The 24351-nt window shown below is 70.2% G+C and carries 22 protein-coding genes; 18 read left to right on the top strand and 4 right to left on the bottom strand.

The features are described 5' to 3' along the window. Nucleotides 1-127 precede the first annotated feature (127 nt). The gene (cmk, locus tag EO776_RS07655; RefSeq protein WP_049929561.1) at nt 128-742 is read left to right on the top strand and encodes a (d)CMP kinase; all 615 of its coding nucleotides are present in this window, start codon (nt 128-130) and stop codon (nt 740-742) included. 30 nt (nt 743-772) lie between these two features. Here the strand turns inward: cmk and EO776_RS07650 are convergent, their stop codons facing one another. Further along, the gene (locus EO776_RS07650) at nt 773-1786 is read right to left on the bottom strand and encodes a hypothetical protein (RefSeq protein ID WP_100050466.1); all 1014 of its coding nucleotides are present in this window, start codon (nt 1784-1786) and stop codon (nt 773-775) included. A gap of 137 nt (nt 1787-1923) precedes the next feature. Beyond that, nucleotides 1924-2394, bottom strand: coding sequence for an MGMT family protein (locus EO776_RS07645; protein WP_089307651.1), 471 nt, complete (start codon nt 2392-2394; stop codon nt 1924-1926). 130 nt (nt 2395-2524) lie between these two features. Here EO776_RS07645 and trpC point away from each other — a divergent pair, with 130 nt between their 5' ends. The 6 genes from trpC (at nt 2525) to EO776_RS07615 (ending at nt 8376) form a co-directional block, all read left to right on the top strand. Then, entirely contained in the window at nt 2525-3379 is an 855-nt protein-coding gene (gene trpC, locus EO776_RS07640) for an indole-3-glycerol phosphate synthase (RefSeq protein WP_100050465.1), read from the top strand. After that, the gene (gene trpB / locus EO776_RS07635; protein ID WP_049929566.1) at nt 3376-4689 is read left to right on the top strand and encodes a tryptophan synthase subunit beta; all 1314 of its coding nucleotides are present in this window, start codon (nt 3376-3378) and stop codon (nt 4687-4689) included. Before trpC ends, trpB begins: the two co-directional genes overlap by 4 nt. After that, nucleotides 4690-5544, top strand: a complete 855-nt coding sequence (trpA, locus tag EO776_RS07630) for a tryptophan synthase subunit alpha (RefSeq protein ID WP_086216587.1) — start codon at nt 4690-4692, stop codon at nt 5542-5544. A gap of 85 nt (nt 5545-5629) precedes the next feature. After that, nucleotides 5630-6421 (top strand): 2-amino-3,7-dideoxy-D-threo-hept-6-ulosonate synthase, encoded by a 792-nt coding sequence (locus tag EO776_RS07625; RefSeq protein WP_100050464.1) that lies wholly within the window; start codon nt 5630-5632, stop codon nt 6419-6421. A gap of 96 nt (nt 6422-6517) precedes the next feature. Then, a complete protein-coding gene (locus EO776_RS07620; protein ID WP_129452381.1) occupies nt 6518-7690 on the top strand; it encodes a 3-dehydroquinate synthase II in 1173 nt (390 codons plus the stop codon). Nucleotides 7691-7761: 71 nt separating this feature from the next. Beyond that, entirely contained in the window at nt 7762-8376 is a 615-nt protein-coding gene (locus tag EO776_RS07615; RefSeq protein WP_049929571.1) for a hypothetical protein, read from the top strand. Nucleotides 8377-8423: 47 nt separating this feature from the next. On the opposite strand, the gene EO776_RS07610 is transcribed toward EO776_RS07615, so the two are convergent. Further along, on the bottom strand, nt 8424-9140 hold the full coding sequence (locus tag EO776_RS07610; RefSeq protein ID WP_094495568.1) for an SDR family NAD(P)-dependent oxidoreductase: 717 nt from the start codon (nt 9138-9140) through the stop codon (nt 8424-8426). A 154-nt stretch (nt 9141-9294) separates the two neighbouring features. Between EO776_RS07610 and EO776_RS07605 the strand changes: the two genes are divergently transcribed. Continuing rightward, nucleotides 9295-10233 (top strand): carbohydrate kinase family protein, encoded by a 939-nt coding sequence (locus EO776_RS07605; protein WP_100050462.1) that lies wholly within the window; start codon nt 9295-9297, stop codon nt 10231-10233. A gap of 69 nt (nt 10234-10302) precedes the next feature. Here EO776_RS07605 and EO776_RS07600 read toward each other — a convergent pair whose 3' ends face one another. Then, nucleotides 10303-11829, bottom strand: a complete 1527-nt coding sequence (locus EO776_RS07600; protein WP_100050461.1) for a carboxypeptidase M32 — start codon at nt 11827-11829, stop codon at nt 10303-10305. Nucleotides 11830-11975: 146 nt separating this feature from the next. On the opposite strand from EO776_RS07600, the gene EO776_RS07595 reads away from it, so the two are divergent. The 10 genes from EO776_RS07595 (at nt 11976) to EO776_RS07550 (ending at nt 24350) form a co-directional block, all read left to right on the top strand. Then, nucleotides 11976-13022: a threonine aldolase family protein gene (locus EO776_RS07595; RefSeq protein ID WP_089307655.1), complete on the top strand. Its 1047-nt coding sequence runs from the start codon at nt 11976-11978 to the stop codon at nt 13020-13022. Between the two features lie 159 nt (nt 13023-13181). Beyond that, nucleotides 13182-13538: a DUF2209 family protein gene (locus EO776_RS07590; RefSeq protein WP_086215790.1), complete on the top strand. Its 357-nt coding sequence runs from the start codon at nt 13182-13184 to the stop codon at nt 13536-13538. Next, entirely contained in the window at nt 13535-14893 is a 1359-nt protein-coding gene (gene hflX, locus EO776_RS07585; protein ID WP_086215791.1) for a GTPase HflX, read from the top strand. The genes EO776_RS07590 and hflX overlap by 4 nt, the downstream gene beginning before the upstream one ends. Nucleotides 14894-15039: 146 nt before the next feature. After that, the gene (acs, locus tag EO776_RS07580) at nt 15040-17001 is read left to right on the top strand and encodes an acetate--CoA ligase (RefSeq protein ID WP_100050460.1); all 1962 of its coding nucleotides are present in this window, start codon (nt 15040-15042) and stop codon (nt 16999-17001) included. Between the two features lie 296 nt (nt 17002-17297). Further along, a complete protein-coding gene (locus tag EO776_RS07575) occupies nt 17298-19091 on the top strand; it encodes a bacterio-opsin activator domain-containing protein (protein WP_100050459.1) in 1794 nt (597 codons plus the stop codon). Nucleotides 19092-19189: 98 nt separating this feature from the next. After that, nucleotides 19190-21184 (top strand): acetate--CoA ligase, encoded by a 1995-nt coding sequence (gene acs / locus EO776_RS07570; protein ID WP_100050458.1) that lies wholly within the window; start codon nt 19190-19192, stop codon nt 21182-21184. A gap of 108 nt (nt 21185-21292) precedes the next feature. Continuing rightward, a complete protein-coding gene (locus tag EO776_RS07565; protein WP_094519783.1) occupies nt 21293-21793 on the top strand; it encodes a DUF4212 domain-containing protein in 501 nt (166 codons plus the stop codon). Continuing rightward, a complete protein-coding gene (locus EO776_RS07560) occupies nt 21790-23511 on the top strand; it encodes a sodium:solute symporter family transporter (protein WP_094495573.1) in 1722 nt (573 codons plus the stop codon). Before EO776_RS07565 ends, EO776_RS07560 begins: the two co-directional genes overlap by 4 nt. Beyond that, entirely contained in the window at nt 23511-23972 is a 462-nt protein-coding gene (locus EO776_RS07555) for a universal stress protein (protein ID WP_086215797.1), read from the top strand. The genes EO776_RS07560 and EO776_RS07555 overlap by 1 nt, the downstream gene beginning before the upstream one ends. 102 nt (nt 23973-24074) lie before the next feature. After that, nucleotides 24075-24350 (top strand): hypothetical protein, encoded by a 276-nt coding sequence (locus EO776_RS07550; protein WP_089307662.1) that lies wholly within the window; start codon nt 24075-24077, stop codon nt 24348-24350. Nucleotide 24351 lies beyond the last annotated feature (1 nt).

The raw sequence follows: 24351 nt of genomic DNA, 5'->3' as shown, positions 1-24351 counted from the left end.
CCGGACGGGAAATCGGTTGCGTCGAACCGCATCGCCCGCCCGGCGGCGAGACGGCCCGCCCGGCCGGTCCGGCGGGCGTTCCCGCAACCGACCCGTTTATCCGACGGCCTTCCGTGGCGCAACACGCATGAGCGGCACCTCGCCGGAGCCCGACAGACGGATCGACCGGAACCTGTTCGTCACCGTCTCCGGCCCGCCGGGCTGCGGGGCCACGACGCTCGTCGAGGGGATCGCCGACGCGCTCGACTGCGGCTACGTCTCCGGGGGCGAGCTGTTCCGCGAAATCGCGGCCGAGCGGGACATGAGCCTCTCGCAGCTCATCGCCGAGACCGGCGAGTCCGAGGAGATCGACCGGGCGCTCGACCAGCGGCTCCGTCGCATCGCCGAGAAGTGGGGAACCGCGAACAAGGCGTTCGTGCTGGAGTCGCGGCTGGCGGGCTGGCTCGCCGGCAACCGCGCCGACATCCGGATCTGGCTCGACGCGCCCGACGAGGTCCGCGCGGACCGCACGGCCGACCGTGAGGAGATGACCTCGGAGATGCAGGTCCGGGAGGTAATCGAGGAGCAGCGGTACAAATCCTACTACGGGATCGATCTGTCCGACCGCTCTATCTACGACCTCGCGATCAACACGGGGCGGTGGGACGCCGAGGCGACGCTCGACGTCGCGCTCACCGGGATCGAGCGCTACGACGTCGACGCCGACGAGGGCGCGTTCGACACGCCCGACTTCGAGATCTGAGCCGGCCGGTCGGCCGGGCTGCCGTCGCGGTCAGAACTGGAAGACCGCGCTGAACTGGTTCACGTGCCAGGGGCCTGGGTAGACGCCCCACACCTGGTCGTCGTAGTGGAACGCGCCGACGAAGTGGATCTCGTCCTCCTCTCGCAGGTCGTTCGCGATCTCGCTGAGTCGGTCCGCGCTCTGCTCGTAGTCGTCGGCCTCGCCGACGAACGGGTATCCCGGCTCGTTGAACCCGGGGATCCCGGTCAGGTCGCCGCCCTCGTTGAAGACGCGAATCCCGCCGTCGCCGTTCTCGTCGACCGTGAAGTCGTTCTCCGAGTCGCCGTCGTCGCCGAACTTCTGGCCGAGGTTGTGGAAGCCGACCAGCCCGTTCCCGGCGGGCGTCACGAACGGGTCGCTCGGGCTGAGGTCGCTGTCGTCCGCGAGCGCGGCGAACTTGACGACCCAGATCGTGTACTGACCGTTCGGCAGCGCGTTCTCGACGTTGATGTTGACGCGCGTTCCTGTCGCGCCGCCGTTCCCACTGCCGTTCCCGCCGTTCCCGTTGTCCGGCTTCACGCCGCCGACGGTCGCCGTTCCGCCGACCGCGCCGTATTCGCCCCACGTCACCGGGGCCCACGAGCCGTCGTACCCCTCCTCGCGGTCGTACCCCGCCGGCGGTCGGACGACCTGATGCTTCCCGTCGTTCAGCGAGCGACCGAGCGTCGAGTCGTACTCCTCGCTTCCCTCGATGATCTCGTCGAGCGGGATCGAGACCGGCGCCGGATCGAACAGTTCAACGTCCGGGTCGAACGGCGGGACCTCCCCGGCTGCGTTCGTGATGAAGTTCGGGTTCGGTAAGACGTTGATCTCCGCGCTGGCACCGTTGCCGCCCCCGCCGTTTCCGTTTCCGCCGTTTCCGTTACCCTTCCTCTGCTTCGCGCTCGCGGTCGTGCTCGACAACCCGGCGAACCCGGCAACTCCGAGGAAGCCGAGCGCCCCCCGACGCGACATCGCAGTCATCGGTCCGTCCGTCTCCGCTCCCGTTCGCTTCTCACCGTTCATATCGAATCACCAACGACAGTTGTAACGGCCCGGGCGCGGCGGTATTAGAGCTGGCTCGGTCGTGTATCTATAATGAACGATAACAAAGAGTTCTTATACGCGATACGCCGGTCGCGCGCGCTGACGCCGGGGTGCCGTTACCGAGAGACTCCCTCGACGCGCCGGAGCTCGCTCCGCACGTCGCTCGGCGTCGCGTACGGTCCGCCGCTCACCCGGTGGTCCGGCAGCAGGACCGGGATCGGGTTGTCGGCGAGCGCTCCCGTCACGACCTCCAGGTCGTCCGGGTCGTCGGGGTCGAACCCGCCGAGCCGCGCGAGTCGGCTCACGGAGACCTCCTCGCCGTACGGGACGCTCCGGAGCGCCTCCAGCGCCTCGCGCCGGTCCGTCGGAACCGTGAGGCCGAGCGCGACCTCGGCGAACTCGTCGCGCTCGCCGCCGAGGTACGCGTCGATCCTGTCTAACAGGTCGTGGTCGCCGTCGGCGTCGCCGGGGTGCTCGGCGGGGAACGACACCGAGATGACGCGACCGCCGGCGAACCCGATCTGGACGGTCCGACCGATCTCGTCGAACTGCCGGGCGAAGACGCCGGACGTACCGGACAGGCTCATACCCTTCGTTGGAAGGGTGAATCACTTAAGTCATCGGCACGGGAACGTGTTCGGCTTCTCTGTGAGAAGCTACGGCGTCCCGGCCGCCCCCGCAAGTCTTATGAACAGATACGTACATTAGTGTATAGTAATGGACGATCCAGACGAGCTGGCGCCGGCGGTCAGGTCGATCCTGTCCGGCGCCCGGGAGCGGGCGAGCGCGGCCCGGGGAGCCGACGGGGACATCTCGGTCTCGCCGCGCGACCTCTCGGCCGCGTTCGAACGGGCCGACGCCGAGGACCGCGTCCCGCTTATCGCCGAGGTGAAGCCCACGAGCCCGACGACCGAGGGAAGCCGCGAGGACGACCCCGTCGCGCTCGCGGAGGGGATGGTCGCCGGCGGGGCGGCCGCGCTGAGCGTGCTCACCGAGCCGGGGCACTTCGGCGGGAGCGTCGACACCCTCGAGCGCGTGCGCGACGCGGTGGACGTACCGGTCCTCCGGAAGGACTTCGTCGTCGACGAGGCGCAGCTCGACGCCGTCGAGAGCGACGTGGTCCTGCTCATCGCCCGCTTCGTCGGCGACGACCTCCCGACACTGCTCGAGGCCGCCCGAGACCGGGGATTCCAGGTCCTCGTCGAGGTCCACGACCGGGAGGAGCTGGAGCGCGCGCTCGACGCGGGCGCGACGACGATCGGCGTGAACAACCGCGACCTCGCGGAGCTAGTCGTCGACCTCGGAACCTTCGAGTCCGTGGCGCCCCACGTCCCGGACGAGGTCACGCTGATCGCCGAGAGCGGCATCGGATCGCCCGCCGACGTCCGCCGGATGCGGGCCGCGGGCGCCGACGCGCTGCTCGTCGGGAGCGCGATCATGGACGGCGACGTGGCGGCGAACACCCGCGAACTGGTGCGGACGGAGGCCGGCGGCGACGAGGCGACCGTGGACGGCGATGACGCGGCGGCCGCGGACGACGACGCGACGGAGACAACGGAGACACCCACATGAGCGAGACCGACACGCGGACGACGGAAGCAACGGACGGCGCGGTGCCCTCGCGGCGACCGGGCCGCGAGCGCGGGCGCGACGACGGGAAGTTCGGCCGGTACGGCGGCCAGTACGTCCCGGAAGCGCTGATGCCCGCCATCGAGGAGCTGGCCGACGCGTACGAGCGCTACGTCCTGAACAACGAGGACGGGTTCATGGACGAGTTCCGCGAGCGGCTCGCGGCGTTCGGCGGGCGGCCGACGCCGCTCCAGCGCGCCGACCGGCTCTCGGAGCGCTACGACACGGAGGTGTTCCTCAAGCGCGAGGACCTCCTCCACGGCGGCGCCCACAAGCTGAACAACGCGCTCGGGCAGGTCCTCTTGGCGAAGTACATGGGCAAAGAGCGCATCATCGCGGAGACGGGCGCCGGCCAGCACGGCACCGCGACGGCCATGGCGGCCGCGCACCTGGACATGCCCTGTACGATCTACATGGGCGAGCGCGACATCAACCGCCAGCGCCCCAACGTGTTCCGGATGAAGCTCAACGGGTCGGAGGTCAAGCCCGTCACCACCGGGCGCGGCACCCTCAAGGAGGCCATCTCCGAGACGATGCGCGACTGGGCGGAGACCGTTGAGGACACCCACTACGTGATCGGGTCGATCGTCGGCCCGCACCCGTTCCCGGTCATGGTCCGCGACTTCCAGGCGGTCATCTCCGAGGAGGCGCGCGAGCAAGCGATCGAAAAGACGGGCGGGCTCCCGACCGACGTGGTCGCCTGCGCGGGCGGCGGGTCGAACACGATGGGCACGTTCGCCGACTTCGTCGACGACGAGTCCGTCGCCCTCCACGCGGTCGAGGCGGGCGGCTCCACCCTCGAAGTCGACGAGGAGGAGGGCGTCGCGCCGAACTCCGCGTCGCTGTACGCGGGCGACGAGGGCGTCCTCCACGGGGCGCGGACGAAGCTGCTCCAGGACTCGGACGGGCAGATCATGGAGAGCCACTCCGTCTCCTCCGGGCTCGACTACGCCGGCGTCGGTCCGGAGCTCGCGTACCTCGTCGACGAGGGCCGCGTCGACCCGGTCGCGGTCGACGACGACGCCGCCTTGGAGGGGTTCCACCGGCTCTCGAACACGGAGGGGATCATCCCGGCGCTGGAGACGGCGCACGCGTTCGGCTACCTCGAGGAGCACCACGAGGACCTCGGCGAGCGCGTGATCGTGAACGTCTCGGGGCGCGGCGACAAGGACCTCGACGCCGCCATCGAGGAGACCGACCAGCGGGACGTGCCGAACGCGCCGGACATGTCGATGTTCACGGAGGGAATCTGAATGGGGGAGCCCGCCAACTCCTCGGCGATCGCCGCGGCGTTCGCGGACGGCCCGGCCTACGTCCCGTACCTCGTCGTCGGCGATCCGGACTACGAGTCGTCGAAGGCGTACGTCGAGGCGCTCGACCGCGGCGGCGCGGACGTGATCGAGCTCGGCCTCCCCTTCTCCGAGCCGATCGCGGAGGGGTCGACGATACAGGAGGCGCTCGTCCGCTCGCTCGACGCGGGGATGACGCCGGAGCGGTTCTTCGCGTTCGCGGAGGACCTCGACGTGGACGCCGCGTTAGTCTGTATGACGTACTACAATCTCATTTACCAGTACGGTGAGGGCGAGGGACCGCGGCCCTTCGTCGAGCGCGCCGCCGCGGCCGGGATTCAGGGCCTCGTCGTCCCCGACCTGCCGGCCGAGGAGGCGGACCCGTTGCGCGAGGCCTGCGACGAGTTCGGGCTCGACCTCGTCTTCATCGTCGCGCCGACGACGCGCGCGGACCGCCTCGACCGGCTCATGGAGCGCGTCTCGGGCTACGTGTACGTCCAGGCCCGGCTCGGGACGACCGGCGCCCGGGACGACGTCTCAGACCAGACCACGGCGAGCCTCGACCGGCTCCGCGAGTACGACGTGCCGAAGGCGGTCGGGTTCGGCATCTCGTCCGGCGAGCACGCCGAGCGGATCGTCGCTGGCGGCGCCGACGGGATCATCGTCGGCTCCGCGCTGGTCGACATCGTCGCCGAGGGCGTCGCGGAGGACCTCCCGACCGCGGCGGTCGCCGACCGGCTGGAGGCGCTCTCCCGCGAACTGACCGAGGGCGCGGAGCGCGGCCGCCGCTCGCGGGCCGAGGCGACAGAGTCGGTCTGATCCCGGCGCCTCGGAGCCAATACGTCCCCGAACGAAACCCACTTACCTACGATTGCCACACTCTCACACAACGACCCACCCCACTATGACAGCAGGACTCTCGGCACGACTCGACCGCATCTCCACGAACGACCGCTACCTGATCGTCCCGATGGACCACGGGATCACGATGGGCGCCGTCGAGGGGCTCGTCGACATCGAGTCGACGATCGACGGCGTCACCAGCGGCGGGGCGGACGCGGTGCTCACCCAGCGCGGGATCGCGGAGCGCGTCCACTCGAACAAGAACGACGCGGGGTACATCGTCCACCTCAACGGCTCGACGACGATCGGCCCCGACGAGAGCGACAAGCGCGTCACCGGCACGGCGGCGGACGCGGTCCGGGCCGGCGCCGACGCCGTCTCCTTCCACATCAACGTCGGCTCGGAGTACGAGCCGAACCAGATCGAGGACCTCGCGGAGCTGACCGCCGACGCGGAGCGGCTGGGGCTCCCCGTCCTCGCGATGGCGTACGCCCGGGGCCCGGGCGTCGACGAGTCCGACCCGGAGGCCCTCGGACACGCCGTCAGGCTCGCCGAGGAGCTCGGCGCCGACGTGGTGAAGACCGGGTATTCGGGCGACGGCGACTCGTTCGCCCGCGTGACGGAGTCGACGCGGCTCCCCGTCGTCATCGCCGGCGGCTCGAAGGGCACCGACCGGGAGACGGTCGAGATGGTACGCGGCGCGATGGACGGCGCCGCCGCCGGGGTGTCGATGGGGCGGTCGATCTTCCAGCACGACGACCCGGAGGGGATCGCGAGAGCGGTGTCGGCGGTCGTCCACGACGACGCCGGCGTCGACGAGGCGCTGCGGGCGGGCGGGTTCGTCGAGGCCTGAGGGCAGGCCGAGCGCCCGCGGTCGACCGTGCGAGATCCGGTCGGACTCCCTGTTCCTTTCGCAGTTTTCAAGCCGCCGCGCCGTGAGGTTCCGACAATGACACGCACGGTCTGGGTCAAAGCCGACGGCGCCGTCGGCGACTGGGAGGCGCGCAAGCGACGGGTCACCGCCGCCATCGAGGCCGGCGCGGACTGGGTGCTCGTCGACGAGGGGGACGTCGGCCGGGTCCGGGAGCTGGGCGACGTGAACGTGGCCGCCTTCCGATCGGACGCGGACGTGATCGACGACGCCGAGAGCGACGCCGAGGCCGACGCGTACTTCGTCGGGAAGGGTGGGGAGGGCGACGGGACGATCGACATGCCGGAGGACCTCTCCGGGTCGGCCGACCTGACCACGCTGCGCCGCCGCGACGACCGCGCGCAGGGCGCATACGTCCGCATCCTCGGCACAGGGTACGAGGCGTTCGCCGAGGCCGCCGCCGACGACGCCGAGTTCACCGTGATCGTGGGCGAGGACTGGTCGATCATCCCGCTGGAGAACCTGATCGCCCGCGTCGGCGAGGAGACCCACCTCGTCGCCGGCGCGACGACGGCCGCGGAGGCCCGGACCGCCTTCGAGACGCTGGAGATCGGCGCCGACGGCGTCCTCCTCGACGCCGACTCACCCGACGAGATCCGCGGCGCGGTCCAGGCCCGCGACGCCGCGGACCGCGAGACGCTCGATCTCCGCTACGCCGAGGTGACCGAGATCGAACAGACCGGGAGGGCCGACCGGGTCTGTATCGACACGGGGTCGCTGATGGACGACAGCGAGGGGATGCTCGTCGGCTCGATGTCTCGCGGGCTCTTCTTCGTCCACGCCGAGACGGCGGAGTCGCCGTACGTCGCCTCGCGGCCGTTCCGCGTGAACGCGGGGGCGGTCCACGCCTACGTCCGCAACTCGGAGGGCGGCACCAACTACCTCGCCGAACTGTCGAGCGGCGACGAGGTCCAGGTCGTCGACACAGACGGCCACACCCGCGAGGCGGTCGTGGGCCGGGTAAAGATCGAGAAGCGCCCGATGTTCCGGATCCAAGCGGAGATCGAGACGGAGGACGGGACCGACCGGATCGAGACGCTCATCCAGAACGCCGAGACCGTGAAGATCGCGACGGGCGAGGGCCGCAAGGCCGTCACCGAGGTCGAGCCGGGCGACGAGGCGCTCGTCTACTACGAGGACGTCGCGCGCCACTTCGGCGAGGCCGTCGAGGAGAGCATCATCGAGAAGTGACCGCCGCGGCGGAAACCGGCCGCGTTCGTGTCGACCAGAACGCATTTTAGAGTTGATTGTTATCAGACGGCATGGCAGTCGCTAACGAGACCGATCGCCGCATCGTCGAACAGGGGTTCGTCGATCGAGTCCAACACCTCGCCCGGGCCGCGAATCCGGCGTTCGCGGCCGGGAGCCTCCTCGTCCCGCTGGCGTTCCTCGGGGCGAGCCTCGCGCTCGGGAGCACCGAACTGCTCTTCTACACGCACGTCGCGGCCGGGGCGGTCTGGTTCGGGTTCGCGCTGATCTTCCCGGCGATCATCGGTCCGACGCTCGGTGGTCTCGGCGAGGAGGCGTCGGCCGCGGTCACGACGACGCTGGTGCCGAAGGCGGTCTTCTTCCTCGTCGGCTTCTCGCTGACGACGGTGCTGTCCGGAACGGTGCTGTTGACGCCCGACCTCGGCCTCGGCTACGGCTTCGGCGGCGCGTGGTCGGGGGCCGCGCTCGCGCTCGGCTGGGGGCTGTTCGCGTTCGGGATCGCCGTGCCGCACCGGCTCCAGCTCAGCGCCTACTACGAGACGCTGTCGCCGGATCCGGACGCCTCGCGGCTCGAATCGATCGAGAAGAAGAACCTCGTCGTCGGACTGTTCGAGGGAGCGATGATGCTCGTGCTCATCGTCCTGATGACCGGGTTCCGGCTGGGATAAGCGCGGAGCGAGTGCGGGGACGGCCCCTCGGGGCGTCCGCGTCGCCCTCACCAAGGGACCCGCTCGCGGTCCTTCCAGAGTAGTCCCCCCGGGCTCCCCGGTGCGAACCTGGCGAGCCACACCGGGGTCTCGGCCCCCTTCGACGGCGGGCGGGGCGCACCGTCCCCGCCCATGTCAGTCCGAACCCACCCGGGGGAGGCGGCGTTGGCGATGAGTCCCCGATCGCCGTACTCCCCGTCGAGGTAGGCCGTCAACCCTCCGAGACCGACCTTCGACAGCCGGTACGGCGGATACTCGCCCTCCATTCGTCCCTCCGTGAAGCGTCCGAGGCCCGACGACATGGAGACCACGCGCCCGCCGGGGCCGTCCAGAAGCAGCGGCAGCGCCCGCTTCGTCAGCAGGACCGGGCCGCGGAGGTTCACGGCCATCGTCCGGTCGAAGTCGGCCTCGTCCATCTCGTGAAGCGGTCCCGACCGGGAGAAGATCCCGGCGTTGTTCACCAGAACGTCCAACGACCCCCGCTCTCGTTCGATCCGGTCGACTGCCGCCCGGATCTGCCCGTCGTCGGTCACGTCCAGTTCGACGGCGCGCTGGTCCGCCGCGGTGACGTCGTTCGGGTCTCTGGCCCCGGCGTACACGGTCGCTCCCAGTTCCGCGAGACCCGCGGCGATCTCGGCTCCGATACCGCGGTTCGCGCCCGTGACGAGGGCGACGTCGTCGGTCAGGTCCGGCTTGAGGTCGATCTCGGGCTGCGGCTGCGACATATGGATCGGGGACGCCCTCCGGCCGGAAATATCCCACAGCCGGACGCACGCTCGGTCTCGGCCACGGGTGGCCGGATCGCGGGCGCGGCTGAGGGGGAATCGAGTGGATAGATTCATGCGGGTACCGCTACAGCGTAGCGAACACGGTGCGACAGTGAGTGACAGCGACCGAGGAGTGGCGGTCGTCGGCGACACGACGGTCGACCTCTACCCCACGGACGGCGGACCGATCGCGCCCGGGAGCGGCTTCGAGTGGCACGTCGGCGGCACGGCGACGAACGCCGCCCGATGGGCCGCTGCGGCCGGCTGCGAGGTCGACCTCGTCACGAACGTCGGGACCGACGTGCTCGGGGCGGCCGCCGCCGGGGACCTCGCGAACGGCCCGGTCGGCACGGAACGCCTCGCGCGGGTCGACGCGCCGTCACCGCTGACGCTGTACGCCGGGGCGGCGGGCGACGAGGAATGGAACGCGTGGGTGGCCGGAAGCTGTTACGGGTTCACACCGCCGGAGGATCCAGCGTCGTTCGCGGCCTCGTACGAGTGGATCCTGCTGGAGGGAGTCACGCTGCCGGCCGCGGTGAACGGGGCGACGGTCCGCCGCCTCGCCGCGGCGGCCGCGGAGCGCGGCACCCGCGTCGCGTTCGACCTCAACGGGCGTCCGAACCAGTGGTCGGGCCCGGAAGAGTACCGAGACGCGCTGCGAGAGGTCCTCCCGCGCTGCGACCTACTGTTCGCCGGGACGGACGACCTCGGGGTGGCCGGCGTCGAGCCGACGCCGGCGGGCCTGCTCGAACTGCTCCCGGCGGACCACTCCGCGACGGCGTTCGTCACCGACGGCGGCGACGCGACGCGGACGATACGGATCGACGACGGGGCCGTCACGGAGCGCCTGACCGTCGCTCCCCCCTCGGCGACGGTTGCCACACCGGCCGGCGCCGGCGACGCGTTCGCGGGCGCTGTCCTCGCCGCGCGGCACGGCGGCGCGTCGGACCTCCGCCGGCTGGCGACGGTCGGCAACGCCGCGGGGGCGGCCGCAGTGGAGACCGTCGGCGCGTTCGACGCGGACGCCGCCGCGACGGACCGGTCGTTCTGACGCACGAGCGCGTCCCGCCGAGGACCGTCAACGGTGGAAAAAAGCGGGTTCGGAGCGCTCGACGGCGCCTCAGATCCCGTACAGCTCGCCGTACTTCTCGTCGACGTAGTCGAGGAAGGCGTCGGCGGAGAAGTCCTCGCCGGTCGCGCGCACCACCAGTTCGTTCGTCTCGTAGCGGGCGCCGTGCCGGTGGACGTTCTCGCCGAGCCAGTCGCGGAGGTCGCCGAACTCGCCCTCGGCGATCTTCGCGTCGAGGTCGTCGATCTCGGCCTCGGCGGCCTCGAACAGCTGCGCGGCCATCACGGAACCGAGCGAGTAGGTCGGGAAGTAGCCGAAGTTGCCGTGGCTCCAGTGGATGTCCTGGAGACACCCCTCCGCGTCGTTCTCGGGACGGATACCGAGGTACTCCTCGTACTTGTCGTTCCAGACCTCGGGCACGTCCTCGACGTCGAGGTCGCCGCGGATCAGGTCGCGCTCGATCTCGAACCGGACGACGATGTGGAGGTGGTAGGTGAGCTCGTCGGCCTCGACGCGGATGAGATTGTCCTCGTACACCTGGTTGAACGCCTCGTAGGCGTCGCGGACCGTCGCGTCCTCGGTCTGCGGGAAGTGCTCCTGGAAGACGGGGAGGAACTCCTGCCAGAACGCCTCGCTCCGGCCGACGTGGTTCTCCCAGAGTCGCGACTGCGACTCGTGGACCGAGAGGTCGCGCGACGTGCCCAGCGGCGTGCCGAAGTGCTCCTGCGGGAGCCCGAGGTTGTACTGCGCGTGGCCGAACTCGTGGATCGTCGAGCCGACCGCGCCGAGCGGGTCGGTCTCGTCGAACCGGGTCGTCACCCGGCAGTCGAACTGGTTCCCGGACGTGAACGGGTGTGAGGAGACGTCGAGACGGCCGCGGTCGAAGTCGTAGCCGACGACCTCGAGCGCCTCTCGCGAGAGCGACTCCTGCTCGTCCTCGGGGAAGGTCCCCTCGAAGGTGTCGACGGCGAGGTCGACATCGGACGCGCGGATCTCCTCGATCATCGGGACGAGCGCCTCGCGGAGCTCGGTGAGGATCGACTCCGCGCGCTCCATCGAGAGGCACGGCTCGAACTCCTCGAAGAGGACCTCGTAGGGGTCCCGGTCGGGGTCGATGTGCTCCGCGTACTCCCGCTTCAGCTCGACGTGTTTCTCCAGGTACGGCGCGAAGGTCTCGAAGTCGTTCTCGGCCTTCGCCTCCTCCCACGCCTGAAGCGCCTCGGAGCCCGTCTCGGAGATCTCCTCGACGAGTTCGACCGGGACGGCGTCGGCGCGCTCGTACTCGCGGCGGACCTCCCGGACGACCGCGGCCTGCTCGTCCGTGAGGTCGGCGTCGTCGAGTTCGTCGAGCAGTTCGCCCGTCTCGTCGGCGGTGACCATGTCGTGGTGGACCGAGGAGAGCGCCGAGAGCTGCTTCGACCGCGCGGGCGTGCCGCCCTCGGGCATCATCACCTGCTGGTCCCAGCCGAGGACGCCGGAGGCGCTCCCGACCGCGTTCCACCGCTGGACGCGGTCGAGGAGCGCGCCGTAGGCGTCCGGTGCGTCGGCTGCGTCGTCTGTCGCGGCTTCCGTTGCCATACGTCACGGATCGATCCCGGTCAATAAGAAGGGACCGAACGCGGAACCGACCGCGCCGAGCGCGGATCTCCCGCCCCGCGTTCGCTGCGCCGCTCGCTCGCCGAGCGCGGGATATATGCCCGGCGCCGCGGTAGGGCCTACAACAGATGTCCGACGACGAGTTCATCGACCTGCGGTCCGACACCGTCACGACGCCCTCCGAGGAGATGCGCGACGCGGCCGCGACCGCCGAGGTCGGCGACGACGTGTACCGCGACGACCCGACGGTCAACGAGTTAGAGCGCCAGGCCGCCGACGCGGTCGGCACCGAGGCCGCGCTGTACGTCCCCTCTGGGACGATGGCCAACCAGATCGCGGTCCACGCGCACACGGAGCCGGGCCAAGAGCTCCTCTTGGAGCGCGAGTCGCATATCTACCGCTGGGAGCTGGCGGGGGCGGCGAAGCTCTCCGGCGTCCAGACGCGGACGATAGACGCCGGCGAGCGGTGCGTCCCGACCCCCGAGGCGGTCCGCGAGGGGCTCGTCGACGAGGACCTCCACCGCCCCGGGACCGGTCTCCTCACCGTGGAGAACACCCACAACTACCGCGGCGGGATCGCGGTCCCGGTCGACCGGATCGCGGCCGCGGCCGAGGCCGCCCGCGAGGCCGACGTGCCGGTCCACCTCGACGGCGCGCGTGTCTTCAACGCCGCGGTCGCGCTCGGCGTCGACGCGAGCGAGATCGTCGCCCACGCCGACAGCGTCACGTTCTGTCTCTCGAAGGGGCTCGGCGCCCCAGTCGGCTCGATCCTCGCCGGCGACGAGGCGTTTATCGAGGACGCCCGCCGGGTCCGCAAGCTGTTCGGCGGCGGGATGCGCCAGGCCGGGATGATCGCCGCGCCGGCGCTCCGCGCGCTGGAGAACGTCGACCGCCTCGCGGAGGACCACGCAAACGCGGAGCGGCTCGCGGCCGGCCTCGACGCGCTCGACGGCGTCGACGCGCCCGCGCCGGACACGAATATCGTCGTTGCGGACACCGAAGCGGCCGGCATCCCGGCCGAGTCGCTCTACGCGGCCTGTAAGGACGCCGGCGTCGGCTGCGTCGAGTTCGACGACTACACGACGCGGTTCACGACTCACCTCGACGTCGACGAGGGCGACGTCGACGAGGCGGTCGACCGCGTCGCGGACGTCGTCGACAGCCTCCGGAACTGACCGTGCCGTTCGGGCCGCCGGGCCGCTCTGCGCGGCGACCCACGAAAACGTTCAATTCGACGGCCCACGTACGGCCTCGCATGGACGCACGAGCAGTCGACGCGAACGCGCGCGCCGGTCGAACGGTGGTGGACGGTTCCCGCCCCTGAGGTCGTCGGCGTGGACATCAGCGGCCGTCACGAGGAGGACGGCGAGTACCTGATGGTCGCGGCCGCGGTCCACGCGCGGATCGACTCCTCCCGGATCCGCTCCGTGGAAGGGATGGGGTTCGCCGCCGCGCGCGAGGGGCCGACGCTGGAGGCGACCGTCGCGCTCGCCGCCGACGCGGTGGGCGACCTCCCCGCGCCGCCCGACGGTCCGATCGTCGCCGAGGGCGGCGAGTTCTACGAGGAGCCGGCCGACCGCGTCGGACTCAGCTTCCAGCCCGAGTTTAAATACGTCGAGAGCATAGGCGAGCGCGAGACAGTGCAGGCAGCACACCACGCCGCGTACGCGGTCCGGGACCTCCTCCGATGAGCGACGGCGCCGGAGTGGGGGCGGCCGACGCCGACTCAGGAACCGACGGACGCCGAGCGGTCGTCGCCAAACGCGTCGACTCCGGTGCGGCCGACCTCTCCGAGATCCGTCAGTTAGCGGCGGCGGCGGGCTACGACGTGGTCGGCGAACTCACCCAGACCCGGACCGAGGACGCCGCGTTCATGTTCGGCGAGGGGAAGGTTGCGGAGCTGCGAGACCTCGTCCGGCGCGCCGACGCTGACGCGGTGATCATCGACAACGACGTGGGGCCGTACCAGACGTTCAACGTCGGCGGGAAGCTCCCCGAAGGCGTCGAGGTGGTCGACCGATTCACGCTCATCCTCGAGATATTCGGCCAGCGCGCGAACACGCGGAAGGCGCAGCTCCAGGTCGAGCTCGCGGAGCTTCGCTACGAGCTCCCCCGGGCGGAGGCGAAGGCGAGCCTCGCGAAGCGCGACGAGCGCCCCGGGTTCATGGGGCTCGGCGAGTACGACGAGAGCGTCGAGCGCGACATCAAACGACAGATATCCGAGATCCGCGACGAGCTGGCGTCGATCGCGGAGAAGGAGGAGGCGCGCCGCGAGCAGCGCCGCGACTCCGGCTTCGACCTCGTCGCGCTCGCGGGGTACACCAACGCTGGGAAGTCGACGCTGATGCGCCGGCTCGCGGACGAGCTGGCGGTCGACGAGAACGCCGAGCGTCACCGCGACCTCGACACCACCGCGGAGTCGCAGGACATGCTGTTCACGACGCTCGGGACCACGACGCGCCGGGCCGAGATGGAGAAGCGCGACGTGCTGCTGACGGACACGGTGGGGTTCATCGCGGACCTCCCCCACTGGCTCGTGGAGTCGTTCGAGTCGACGCTCGACTCGGTGTACCGCGCCGACCTCGTCCTTCTCGTCGTCGACGCGAGCGAGCCGGTCGAGGCCATGCGCGAGAAGCTCGTCACGAGCCACGACACCCTCTACGAGCGCAACGAGGCCCCGGTCGTCACCGTGTTCAACAAGATCGACCGGCTGGAGCCGGGAGCGCTCGCCGACAAGCGCGCCGCGCTCTCCGGCGTCGCGCCCGACCCGATCGCCGTCTCGGCGAAGACGGGCGCCGGGGTCGCCGAACTCCGCGACCGGGTCGAGGACGAACTTCCCGACTGGGAGCGCGAGCGGCTCGTCCTCCCGGTCTCCGACGAGGCGATGAGCCTCGTCTCGTGGGTCCACGACCACGGGTACGTCGCCGAGGAGACGTACGCGGGCGACCAGGTGACCGTCGACTTCGAGGCGAAGCCCTCGATCGTCGCCCGCGCCCGGGCGAAGGCTGCCGAGATGGCGGCGGCGCCCGCCGAAGAGTCGGCCTGACCGCCGCGGGTCGGGCGCTCGCCGAAGACCGTCCGACCGCCGCCCGGCCCCGCGCAGACCGCTCCGGCCGGACCGTCCTGCCCGGACCGTTTCGCCCGGCGAGCGGTCGGACAAAGTATACGTTCCTCCGCGGGCCATCACGTGGTATGGACGACTCCGGTGGCGGGGGGCGGCTGACAGACGGCGACGAGGACGTCGTCCCGCCGCCGGCCGACTTCCTGGAGCGAGCCGCCGCCGATGACCCGGGTGTGTACGAGCGGTTCGAGCGGGAGGGGCCTGACGCGTGGCGCGCGGCGGCCGACCTCCTGACGTGGGACCGCGAGTACGAGACGGTCCTCGACGACTCCGAGCCGCCGTTCTACGAGTGGTTCCCGGACGGGCGGCTCAACGCCGCGGCGAACTGCGTCGACCGCCACCTCGACGACCGCCGGAACCAGCTCGCGATCCGGTGGTTCGGCAAGCGCGGCGAGCGCCGGTCGTACACCTACCTCGACCTCCACCGCGAGGTGAACGCGGTCGCGGCCGGGCTCCGCGACCTCGGCGTCGAGGAGGACGACGTGGTCACGCTGTACCTGCCGATGGTCCCGGAGCTACCGATCGCGATGCTGGCGTGCGCTCGCATCGGCGCGCCGCACAACGTCGTCTTCGCGGGGCTGTCCGCGGAGGCGCTCGCGACCCGGATCGACGCGGCCGACTCCGAGTACCTGATCACCTGCGACGGCTACTACCGCCGTGAGGACGCGTTCAACCAGAAATCGAAGGCGGACAACGCCCGGATCCGCGCCGAGAGCGAGCTGTCGGCCGCCGTCGTCGTCGACCGCCTCGGCGACGAGCTGGCCGTCTCGCTCGGCGACGACGAACACGAATACGGCGCGCTCGTCGACGCGCACGACGGCGAGACCGTCGAGCCGGTCGCCCGGGACGCGACGGATCTGCTGTTCGTGATGTACACCTCGGGCACGACCGGCCGGCCGAAGGGGGTCGAGCACGCGACGGGCGGCTACCTCGCGCACGTCGCGTGGACGACGCGGAAGGTCTTGGACGTGCGCCCGGACGACACCTACTGGTGCGCCGCCGACATCGGCTGGATCACCGGGCACTCCTACGGGGTGTACGGCCCCCTCGCGACCGGGACGACCACGGTGCTGTACGAGGGATCGCCCGACTACCCCGACCGCGACCGCGTCTGGGACCTGATCGAGCGCAACGCGGTGAGCGTCTTCTACACCTCACCGACCGCGATCCGGTCGTTCATGAAGTGGGGCGCGGAGTACCCCGAGTCGCACGACCTCTCGTCGATCCGCCTGCTCGGGACGGTCGGCGAGTCGATCACGCCGAAGGCGTGGCGCTGGTACCGCGATCACGTCGGCGGCGGCGACGCGCCGGTCGTCGACACGTGGTGGCAGACTGAGACCGGGGCCATCGCGCTTGCCACCCTCCCCGGGATAACCCCCATGAAACCGGGGAAGGTCGGCCCGCCGCTGCCCGGGATCGACGCCCGCGTCGTCGACGAGGACGGCGAGCCGGTCGATCCCGGCGAGTCCGGGTACCTCACGCTCGCGTCGCCGTGGCCCGGAATGTTGCGCGGGCTCCGGGAGGGCGACGAGCGCTACCTCCGGGAGTACTGGCTCAGGGGCGAGGACGGCTGGCGCTACCGGACCGGCGACGGCGCGACCGTCGACGAGGACGGCTACGTCACGATCCTCGGTCGCGTCGACGACGTGATCAACGTCCGCGCCCAGCGGTTCAACACCGGGGAGCTGGAGGCGGCCATCGTCGACGCCGACGGCGTGACCGAGGCCGCCGTCGTCGGCGACGGCGACGGCCGCATCGTGGCGTACGTGACGACGAAGAGCGGCGTCGAGCCCGACGAGGGGCTCCGCGACGCCGTCGCCGACCGGCTGGCGGGGGCGGTCGGCGACGTGGCCCGCCCGGACCGGATCGTGTTCACCCCGGAACTCCCGAAGACGCGCTCCGGGAAGATCATGCGACGGTTGCTGGAGGACATCGCCCGCGGCGAGGAGTTCGGCGACGTGAGCGCGCTCCGGAACCCGGAGGTCGTGGGCGAGATCGAGTCGACCGTCAGAGACGAGAACAGCCGGCCGTAGCTTCGGTCGCCGCCACCCGCCCGCGACGCCGGCGAACGTTCCGCACCGGTCGGCTTCCGTCTGCTGCCACCGACCGTACAGCCCCTTTTGCCGCGTCGGCGTGTCGGGATGTCGGGGCGGGATCGCGTTGGCGAGGGTGCGGGCGGAAGTATTTCGGGAATGCGAGCAGATGCGAAGTACTTCTCCGGAACATCGTTTCCGAACGGAGGAATCTCGCCACGACGCGGTAGCTCAGGGACCGAGATCCGCGTTTCCGGAACAGTTTTGTTTCGGCTTCTTGTTGGTTCCCGAAACGAATGGTCGACGGACTCGACGCGGACGCCTACGACGCGCTCGTCACCGCCGCGGAGACGTATCGAGCGGCGCTCGTCGTCAGGCTGGCGGGCGAGGCCGGCCTCCGGACGGAGGAGGTAACCCGCGTCGCCCCGCGACACCTCCACGAGGCGGAGTCGGGCGCCGGCGCGCGGCTCCTCGCGGTACCGGCGGCCGAGGACCGCGAGCGTGAGGACGGAGACGGGGCGCCGCCGGCCGACATCGACGAGCGGATCGACCGCGAGACCGTCGTTCCGGCCTCGTTGGCCGCCGACCTCGACCGGTACGCGACGAGCGAGGGGCTCGGCGCGGACGACCCGTACGTCGACGTCTCGCCCCGCCGGGTCCAGATGATCGTGCGCGAGACGGCGGCGCGAGCGGCGAATCGCACCGACGCCGCCCCCGAGGAGCGGGTCACGCCGAGCGCCCTCCGGAAGACGTTCGCCAGACGGCACCTCGTCGACCGAGATGTCGACCCGCGCGCCGTCCGCGACGCCGGCGGCTGGGAGTCGCTCGGCACGCTCGACCCGTACCTCGACCCGCTCGACGGGGAGGCGCTGGCGGCCGCCCTCGCCGTCGACGCCGGCGCCGACGCCGACGCCACCGTCGGGCGGACCGGGACGACCGTCCTCCCGGGGTTCGAGGCGCTCACCGAGTCCGGGCCGTCAGACCCCGTCGCCGCCGTCGCCGCCGGGCTGACCGAGGCGGACCGCTGGACAGAGGCGTGGTTCGCCCGTCGGGCGGTCGGGGGCGAGCGGGTCGAGATCGCCGCGACCGCGGGCGTCGACCGGGCGACGCTCGCGGAGCGCGACGTGTCCGCGCGGGGCCCGTGGCAGGACGCGATAGCCGACGAGGCGCCGGTCTCGACCGACGGCCGACAGGAGACCGGCGGCCGGCCCGCGGTCGCGGTGCCGGCGGCCTACGAGGGCGCGGTCCACGGCGCGCTCTGCGTCGTCGCCGCCGCCGCAGACCCGGTCGACGACGCGGAGACGCGTTCGCTCGCGGTCCTCGGACGCTGCCTCGGTCGGCTGATCACCGCGGACCGGTGGCGGGAGCTGCTCCACTCCGACGCGGTCACCGAGGTCGAGTTCCGCGCGACCGACGACGGCGCGTTCCTCGCCCGGGCGAGCGAGCGGCTGGACTGCCGGATCGAACTGGCCTCGACCGTCGACGTCGACGACGAGGTCTCCCGGGCGTACCTCTCCGTCGACGGGGCCGGTCCGCAGGAGTTCGCGACCGTCGTCGAGGAAGTCAGGGGCGTCTCCGACTTCCGCGTGATCGAGACCCGGGAGGACGGGTGTTCGGCGTCGGTGCGCCTCGCGGGCGGGTCGCTCGTGAGGGCGCTCATCGACCACGGGGCGACGGTGCGCGACGCGTCGGCCGCAGACGGGCGGGTCCGCGTCGTCGCCGACTTCCCGGAGGGAACGAACGTCAGGCCCGTCGCCGACGGGCTCCGCGACCGGTTCGCGGGCGTCAGGCTGGCGAGCAAGGAGTCGGTCGCGCGCTCGCCGCGCACGGAGTCGGCGCTGCGGGACGGGATCGCCGACCGGTTCACCGACCGCCAGTGGGCCGCGCTGTCGGCGGCGTACCACGGCGGGTACTTCGACTGGCCGCGCGGCAGCACGGCCGAGGAGGTCGCCGACGCGATGGACGTCTCCTCCCCGACGTTCCACAACCACCTCCGAAAGGCCCAGCGCGCCCTGCTCGACGGCGTCTTCGAGGAGGACGGAGATCGGGCCTCCCGCGAGGACGGGAGGATCGTCGGCGCCGACGAGTAGGGGCCGTCGAGCAGGGCGCCTCGCCGGGGTATCCATCACGATTTTTCGTATTTAGCGTCAGCGTTTATATGGTGATATTGGTTGGATACGACCGTACCATGACAGAGGGAGACGGCCAACTGGAAGCGAGATTAGCGGAGCAAGAGGTGTTCGAGCCGTCGGAGTCGTTCGTCGAGCAGGCGAACGTCTCCGACCCGGAGATATACGAGGAGTTCGAGGAGAACTGGCCGGAGTGTTGGGAGACGGCCGCCGACCTGCTGGAGTGGGAAACCGACTACGACCGGGTGCTCGACGACGACGATCCGCCGTTCTACGAGTGGTTCACCGGCGGCGAGCTGAACGCGTCGGCGAACTGCCTCGACCGACACCTCGACGACCGCGGCGACGAGGTCGCCATCGAGTGGGTCGGCGAGCCCGTCGACGAGGACGACCGCTCGTACACCTACGAGGAGCTCCACCGCGAGGTGAACGAGTTCGCCGCCGCCCTTCGGGAGCAGGGCGTCGAGGAGGACGACGTGGTCACGATGTACATGCCGATGATCCCGGAGCTGCCGATCGCGATGCTGGCGTGCGCTCGCATCGGCGCGCCCCACAGCGTCGTGTTCGCCGGGTTCTCGGCCGACGCGCTCGCGACGCGGATGAACGCCGCGGAGTCGGAGTACCTCGTCACCTGCGACGGCTACTACCGCCGCGGCGACCCGCTCGACCACCTCGACAAGGCGAACGAGGGGCTCGCGGGCGTCGACTACGACACCACGACCGTCGTCGTCGACCGGCTCGGGCCGAACGGCGACGACTTCGGTCACGACCTCGGCGGCGACCAGCTCGACTACGGCGACCTCGTCGCGGCCCACGAGGGCGCCGAGGTCGAGCCCGTCACCCGGGACGCCGAGGACATGCTGTTCCTGATGTACACCTCGGGAACCACCGGAAAGCCGAAGGGCGTGAAACACACGACCGGCGGGTACCTCTCGTGGGTGTCGTGGACCTCGCAGTCCGTCCTCGACATCAAGCCGGATGACACGTACTTCTGCTCGGCCGACATCGGGTGGATCACCGGTCACTCCTACATCGTCTACGGGCCGCTCTCGCTCGGCACGACGACGATGATGTACGAGGGGACGCCCGATCACCCCGAGCAGGACCGGCTCTGGGAGATCGTCGAGGAGTACGAGGCGACCCAGCTGTACACGGCGCCCACGGCGATCCGCGCGTTCATGAAGTGGGGCGCCGAGTACCCCGACCGCCACGACCTCTCCTCGCTGCGCCTGCTCGGCACGGTCGGCGAGCCGATCAACCCGCGCGCGTGGAAGTGGTACTACCAGCACATCGGGGACGAGGAGTGCCCGATCGTGGACACGTGGTGGCAGACCGAGACCGGCGGGATGATGGTGACCACGCTGCCCGGCGTCAAGGACATGAAGCCCGGCGCCGCGGGACCGCCGCTGCCGGGGCTTGACGTTCAGATACTCGACACGCTCGGCGAGGAGGTCGAGCCCGGGAAGGCGGGGTACCTCACGGTACAGAAGCCGTGGCCCGGCATGCTCCGGACGCTGTACAACAACGACGAGCGCTACATCGAGGAGTACTGGGCGGAGTACTCCGACACCGACAGCGACGACCCCGACGACTGGGTGTACTTCCCGGAGGACGGGGCGAAGATCGACGAGGACGGCTACATTACCGTCCTCGGCCGCGTGGACGACGTGCTCAACGTCTCCGGCCACCGGCTGGGGACGATGGAGATCGAGTCCGCCATCGTCGGGGTCGAAGGGGTGGCGGAGGCGGCCGTCGTCGGCGGCAATCACGACATCAAGGGCGAGGCGGTGTACGCCTACGTGACGACCGAGGACGGCTACGAGGGCGACGACGAGCTCCGCGACGCGATCGTCGCGGGCGTCGAAGACGCCATCGGCCCGATCGCCCGACCCGAGCAGGTCGTGTTCACGCCCGACCTGCCGAAGACCCGATCCGGGAAGATCATGCGCCGCCTGCTGGAGAACATCGCCGACGGCAAGGAGCTCGGGAACACGAGCACGCTTCGGAACCCCGAGATCGTCGAGGAGATCCAACAGAAGGCCGACGCCGAGTAGCGCTCGGCGCACCGTTTTCGATCCGTCTCAGCCACGACCACGACGGACGACGCGACGGCAACTATCACGAAAAACTCAGATAAACAAACTCACGACTCACGCCAAAACATGACAGATAATACCTCACGCGAACGGGACGACGCGGTCACCGACGGGGGCCGCGCATCCGACGACGCGGTCACCGACGGGGGCCGCGCATCCGACGACGCGGCCACCGACGGGGGCGTCGCCTCTGCCGGAGCCGCACAGACGCACAGGGACACCGACTACCTCAGCGAAGAGGTGAACCTGCTGAAACCGAGCACCGCGTACATGCGGGACCATCTCAGGATCGTCTGGACCGGATTCATCGTCTGGGCGCTTGCCGTCTTCGGCCCGGTGACACTGACGATGCTCGCTCCGGGGCCGATGACGACGACGACGGTACCGGTGCTCGGGTTCCCCCTCCACTACTTCCTCGTCGCCTTCGGAGCGCCGACGAGCGCCCTCGTCTTGGCGGCCGTCTACGCCCGTCAGCGCGACAAGTTGGACGATAAGTACGGCATCGAACACACCGCCGCGGAGCCCGCGGACTCCGGGAGCGTCGACGACGGGGGGCAGCAGGGATGATGGCCCCGCTTCAAGCCGAGGCGCTCGACATCTCGTTCAAGCTCCTCCCGGCGATCATCGTCTTCCTGATGATGGCCTCGTTCCTCGTCATCGGGTTCGTGTTCAAGGTGGCGGACGCCGAGGGCATGTGGGTCGCCGGCCGGGGTATCGGCAACATCGAGAACGGGATGGCGATCGGCGCCAACTGGATGTCGGCCGCCTCGTATCTCGGCCTCGCGGGGCTAGTCGCGCTGTCCGGATTCTACGGGCTGGCGTTCATCGTCGGCTGGACCACCGGGTACTTCGTCCTGCTCATCTTCCTCGCGGCGCAAATGCGCCGGTTCGGGAAGTACACTGCGCCGGACTTCGTCGCGGACCGGTTCAACTCCCCGATGGCACGCGCGCTGGCCGCGTTCACGACGCTGCTCATCGCGTACGTCTACTCCGTGGGCCAGGCCCGCGGGATGGGGCTCGTCGGCCAGTACGTCTTCGGGCTCGACATCGTCCCGATGATCGTCGTGATGATGACCATAACGGTCGGGTACCTCGCGCTCTCCGGAATGCTGGGCGCGACGAAGAACATGGCCGTCCAGTACGTTATCCTCATCATCGCGTTCCTCGCGGGCGTCTACGTCGTCGGCTTCTCACAGGGCTACTCCACCATACTCCCGCAGATCGAGTACGGCACCCTGTTCAGCGAACTCAGCCGGCAGTTCTCCGAACCGTTCATCGGCGGGAACAGCTACTACCTCTGGGTCGCGACGGCGTTCTCGCTCATCGTCGGGACCTGCGGACTCCCGCACGTCTTGGTCCGGTTCTACACGGTCAAAAACGAGCGCACGGCCCGGTGGTCGACGGTCTCGGGGCTGTTCTTCATCATGCTCCTGTACTGGGCCGCGCCGGCGATGGCCGCCTTCGGCGTCGACCTGTTCGCCGCGGTCAACAACCTCTCCCCGGACGCCGTCTACAGCGGCCAACAGGCGATGTCCGGCGCGGAAGGGGACGTTATCGTCGTGCTGGCCGCCCAGTTCGCGAGCCTGCCGCGCTGGTTCGTCGGCCTCGTCGCCGCCGGCGGGATGGCCGCGGCCATCGCGACGACCGCCGGACTGTTCATCACGGCCTCTTCGGCCGTCGCACACGACATTTACTCGGAGCTCATCAACCCCGACGCGACCCAGCGCCAGCAGGTGCTCATCGGGCGGGCGACCATCATCGGCATCGGCGCCCTGGTCACCGTCACCGCGTTCAACCCGCCGGCGCTCATCGGTGAACTCGTCGCCTACGCGTTCTCGCTCGCCGGCACCGTGCTGTTCCCGATGTTCTTCCTCGGGCTCTGGTGGGAGAACACCAACCGCCAGGGGGCCTTGGCCGGGATGTCCGTCGGTCTCCTGCTGTGGATCACTTCGATCATCAACAGCGTCCTGCCCGCCTACCTGGGCTTCCTCGCCGACATCGCCGGTGGCTCCGGACAGGCGATCGTCCCGATCTACGCCCAGTACGTCCCGCCGATCGGCGCTGCTTTAATCGGAACGCCGCTCGTGTTCCTCGTCACGATTGTCGTCTCGATGGCGACGCCGGAACCGCCATTGGAGACCAAGCGGATGGTGCGCCAGTGTCACAGCCCCGAACCGATGGGGCAACAGCAGACCGCCGAGGACGTGGTCGCCGACGGCGGTGAAGACGTCGCGACGGACGGTGGTCGCGCAGTTGACGACGAGACGACGGAGGAGGAGCGATAATGTACGACCGCATCCTCGTTCCCACCGACGGCAGCGACGTCGCGGAGGCAGCGGTCGACCACGCCCTCGACCTCGCGGAGAAGTACGACGCCGAGGTCCACGCGCTGTACGTCGTCGACATCGACTCCGTGAACATCAGCCTCGGGACCGAACAGGTGGACCGAATCAAGCAGGGTCGGTTCGACGAGATGGACGAGCTGAAAGAACAGGCCGAAGCGGCGACCGGCGTCGTCGCCGACCGTGGCGCCGAGCGCGACGTCGACGTCGTCGAACACGTCGCGGGCGGGCGACCCCACAAGGTGATCGCCGACTACGCCGAGAATCACGATATCGACATCATCGTGATGGGGAGCCACGGCCGCGCGGGTGTCCGCCGCGCCCTGCTCGGCAGCGTCACGGAGCGTACCCTGCGCTCGACGCACGTCCCCGTCCTCGTCGTCGACTACCTCGACGAGGACTGAACCCCGAGGTTCGGTTCCTCGCCGACGGACGGATCGACTCGCCGCGCGGTCGACGCCGCGCGATTCCGCAACACCGACGTATCCCCCTCAGCCACTCACCATATGCCCGACTCGGACGCCGCGGAGACGCCGGACGACGAGCTGACCGACCCGAGCGTCGCCGACCGCGCCCGGCACGTACTCAGCGAGAACGGCACCGGAATGTTACAGGACCTGCTGTTCGCGCTCGTGTGGGTCGGGCTCGCGTCGTCGCTGTACAACGTCGCCTTCTCGGCGGCCCCGCAGTGGGTGCTGTACATGTTCATGCTCGCGGGGATCCCCGCCTACTTCGGCTTCTTCATCTCGCTGGAGATCGCCAAAGAGCAGAGCGCGCGCTAAC

Origin of the sequence: Halorubrum ezzemoulense (genome assembly GCF_004126515.1) — an archaeon.
Classification (GTDB): domain Archaea; phylum Halobacteriota; class Halobacteria; order Halobacteriales; family Haloferacaceae; genus Halorubrum; species Halorubrum ezzemoulense.
The sequence above is the reverse complement of the archived record's forward strand: the minus strand, read 5'-3'. Positions and strand labels throughout refer to the sequence as shown.

Excerpts from the sequence above, each read along its gene's own strand:
- cmk (WP_049929561.1), top strand. The coding sequence starts at position 128 with ATGAGCGGCACCTCGCCGGAGCCCGACAGACGGATCGACCGGAACCTG.
- EO776_RS07650 (WP_100050466.1), bottom strand. The coding sequence starts at position 1,786 with ATGAACGGTGAGAAGCGAACGGGAGCGGAGACGGACGGACCGATGACT.
- EO776_RS07645 (WP_089307651.1), bottom strand. The coding sequence starts at position 2,394 with ATGAGCCTGTCCGGTACGTCCGGCGTCTTCGCCCGGCAGTTCGACGAG.
- trpC (WP_100050465.1), top strand. The coding sequence starts at position 2,525 with ATGGACGATCCAGACGAGCTGGCGCCGGCGGTCAGGTCGATCCTGTCC.
- trpB (WP_049929566.1), top strand. The coding sequence starts at position 3,376 with ATGAGCGAGACCGACACGCGGACGACGGAAGCAACGGACGGCGCGGTG.
- trpA (WP_086216587.1), top strand. The coding sequence starts at position 4,690 with ATGGGGGAGCCCGCCAACTCCTCGGCGATCGCCGCGGCGTTCGCGGAC.
- EO776_RS07625 (WP_100050464.1), top strand. The coding sequence starts at position 5,630 with ATGACAGCAGGACTCTCGGCACGACTCGACCGCATCTCCACGAACGAC.
- EO776_RS07620 (WP_129452381.1), top strand. The coding sequence starts at position 6,518 with ATGACACGCACGGTCTGGGTCAAAGCCGACGGCGCCGTCGGCGACTGG.
- EO776_RS07615 (WP_049929571.1), top strand. The coding sequence starts at position 7,762 with ATGGCAGTCGCTAACGAGACCGATCGCCGCATCGTCGAACAGGGGTTC.
- EO776_RS07610 (WP_094495568.1), bottom strand. The coding sequence starts at position 9,140 with ATGTCGCAGCCGCAGCCCGAGATCGACCTCAAGCCGGACCTGACCGAC.
- EO776_RS07600 (WP_100050461.1), bottom strand. The coding sequence starts at position 11,829 with ATGGCAACGGAAGCCGCGACAGACGACGCAGCCGACGCACCGGACGCC.
- EO776_RS07595 (WP_089307655.1), top strand. The coding sequence starts at position 11,976 with ATGTCCGACGACGAGTTCATCGACCTGCGGTCCGACACCGTCACGACG.
- hflX (WP_086215791.1), top strand. The coding sequence starts at position 13,535 with ATGAGCGACGGCGCCGGAGTGGGGGCGGCCGACGCCGACTCAGGAACC.
- acs (WP_100050460.1), top strand. The coding sequence starts at position 15,040 with ATGGACGACTCCGGTGGCGGGGGGCGGCTGACAGACGGCGACGAGGAC.
- EO776_RS07575 (WP_100050459.1), top strand. The coding sequence starts at position 17,298 with ATGGTCGACGGACTCGACGCGGACGCCTACGACGCGCTCGTCACCGCC.
- acs (WP_100050458.1), top strand. The coding sequence starts at position 19,190 with ATGACAGAGGGAGACGGCCAACTGGAAGCGAGATTAGCGGAGCAAGAG.
- EO776_RS07565 (WP_094519783.1), top strand. The coding sequence starts at position 21,293 with ATGACAGATAATACCTCACGCGAACGGGACGACGCGGTCACCGACGGG.
- EO776_RS07560 (WP_094495573.1), top strand. The coding sequence starts at position 21,790 with ATGATGGCCCCGCTTCAAGCCGAGGCGCTCGACATCTCGTTCAAGCTC.
- EO776_RS07555 (WP_086215797.1), top strand. The coding sequence starts at position 23,511 with ATGTACGACCGCATCCTCGTTCCCACCGACGGCAGCGACGTCGCGGAG.
- EO776_RS07550 (WP_089307662.1), top strand. The coding sequence starts at position 24,075 with ATGCCCGACTCGGACGCCGCGGAGACGCCGGACGACGAGCTGACCGAC.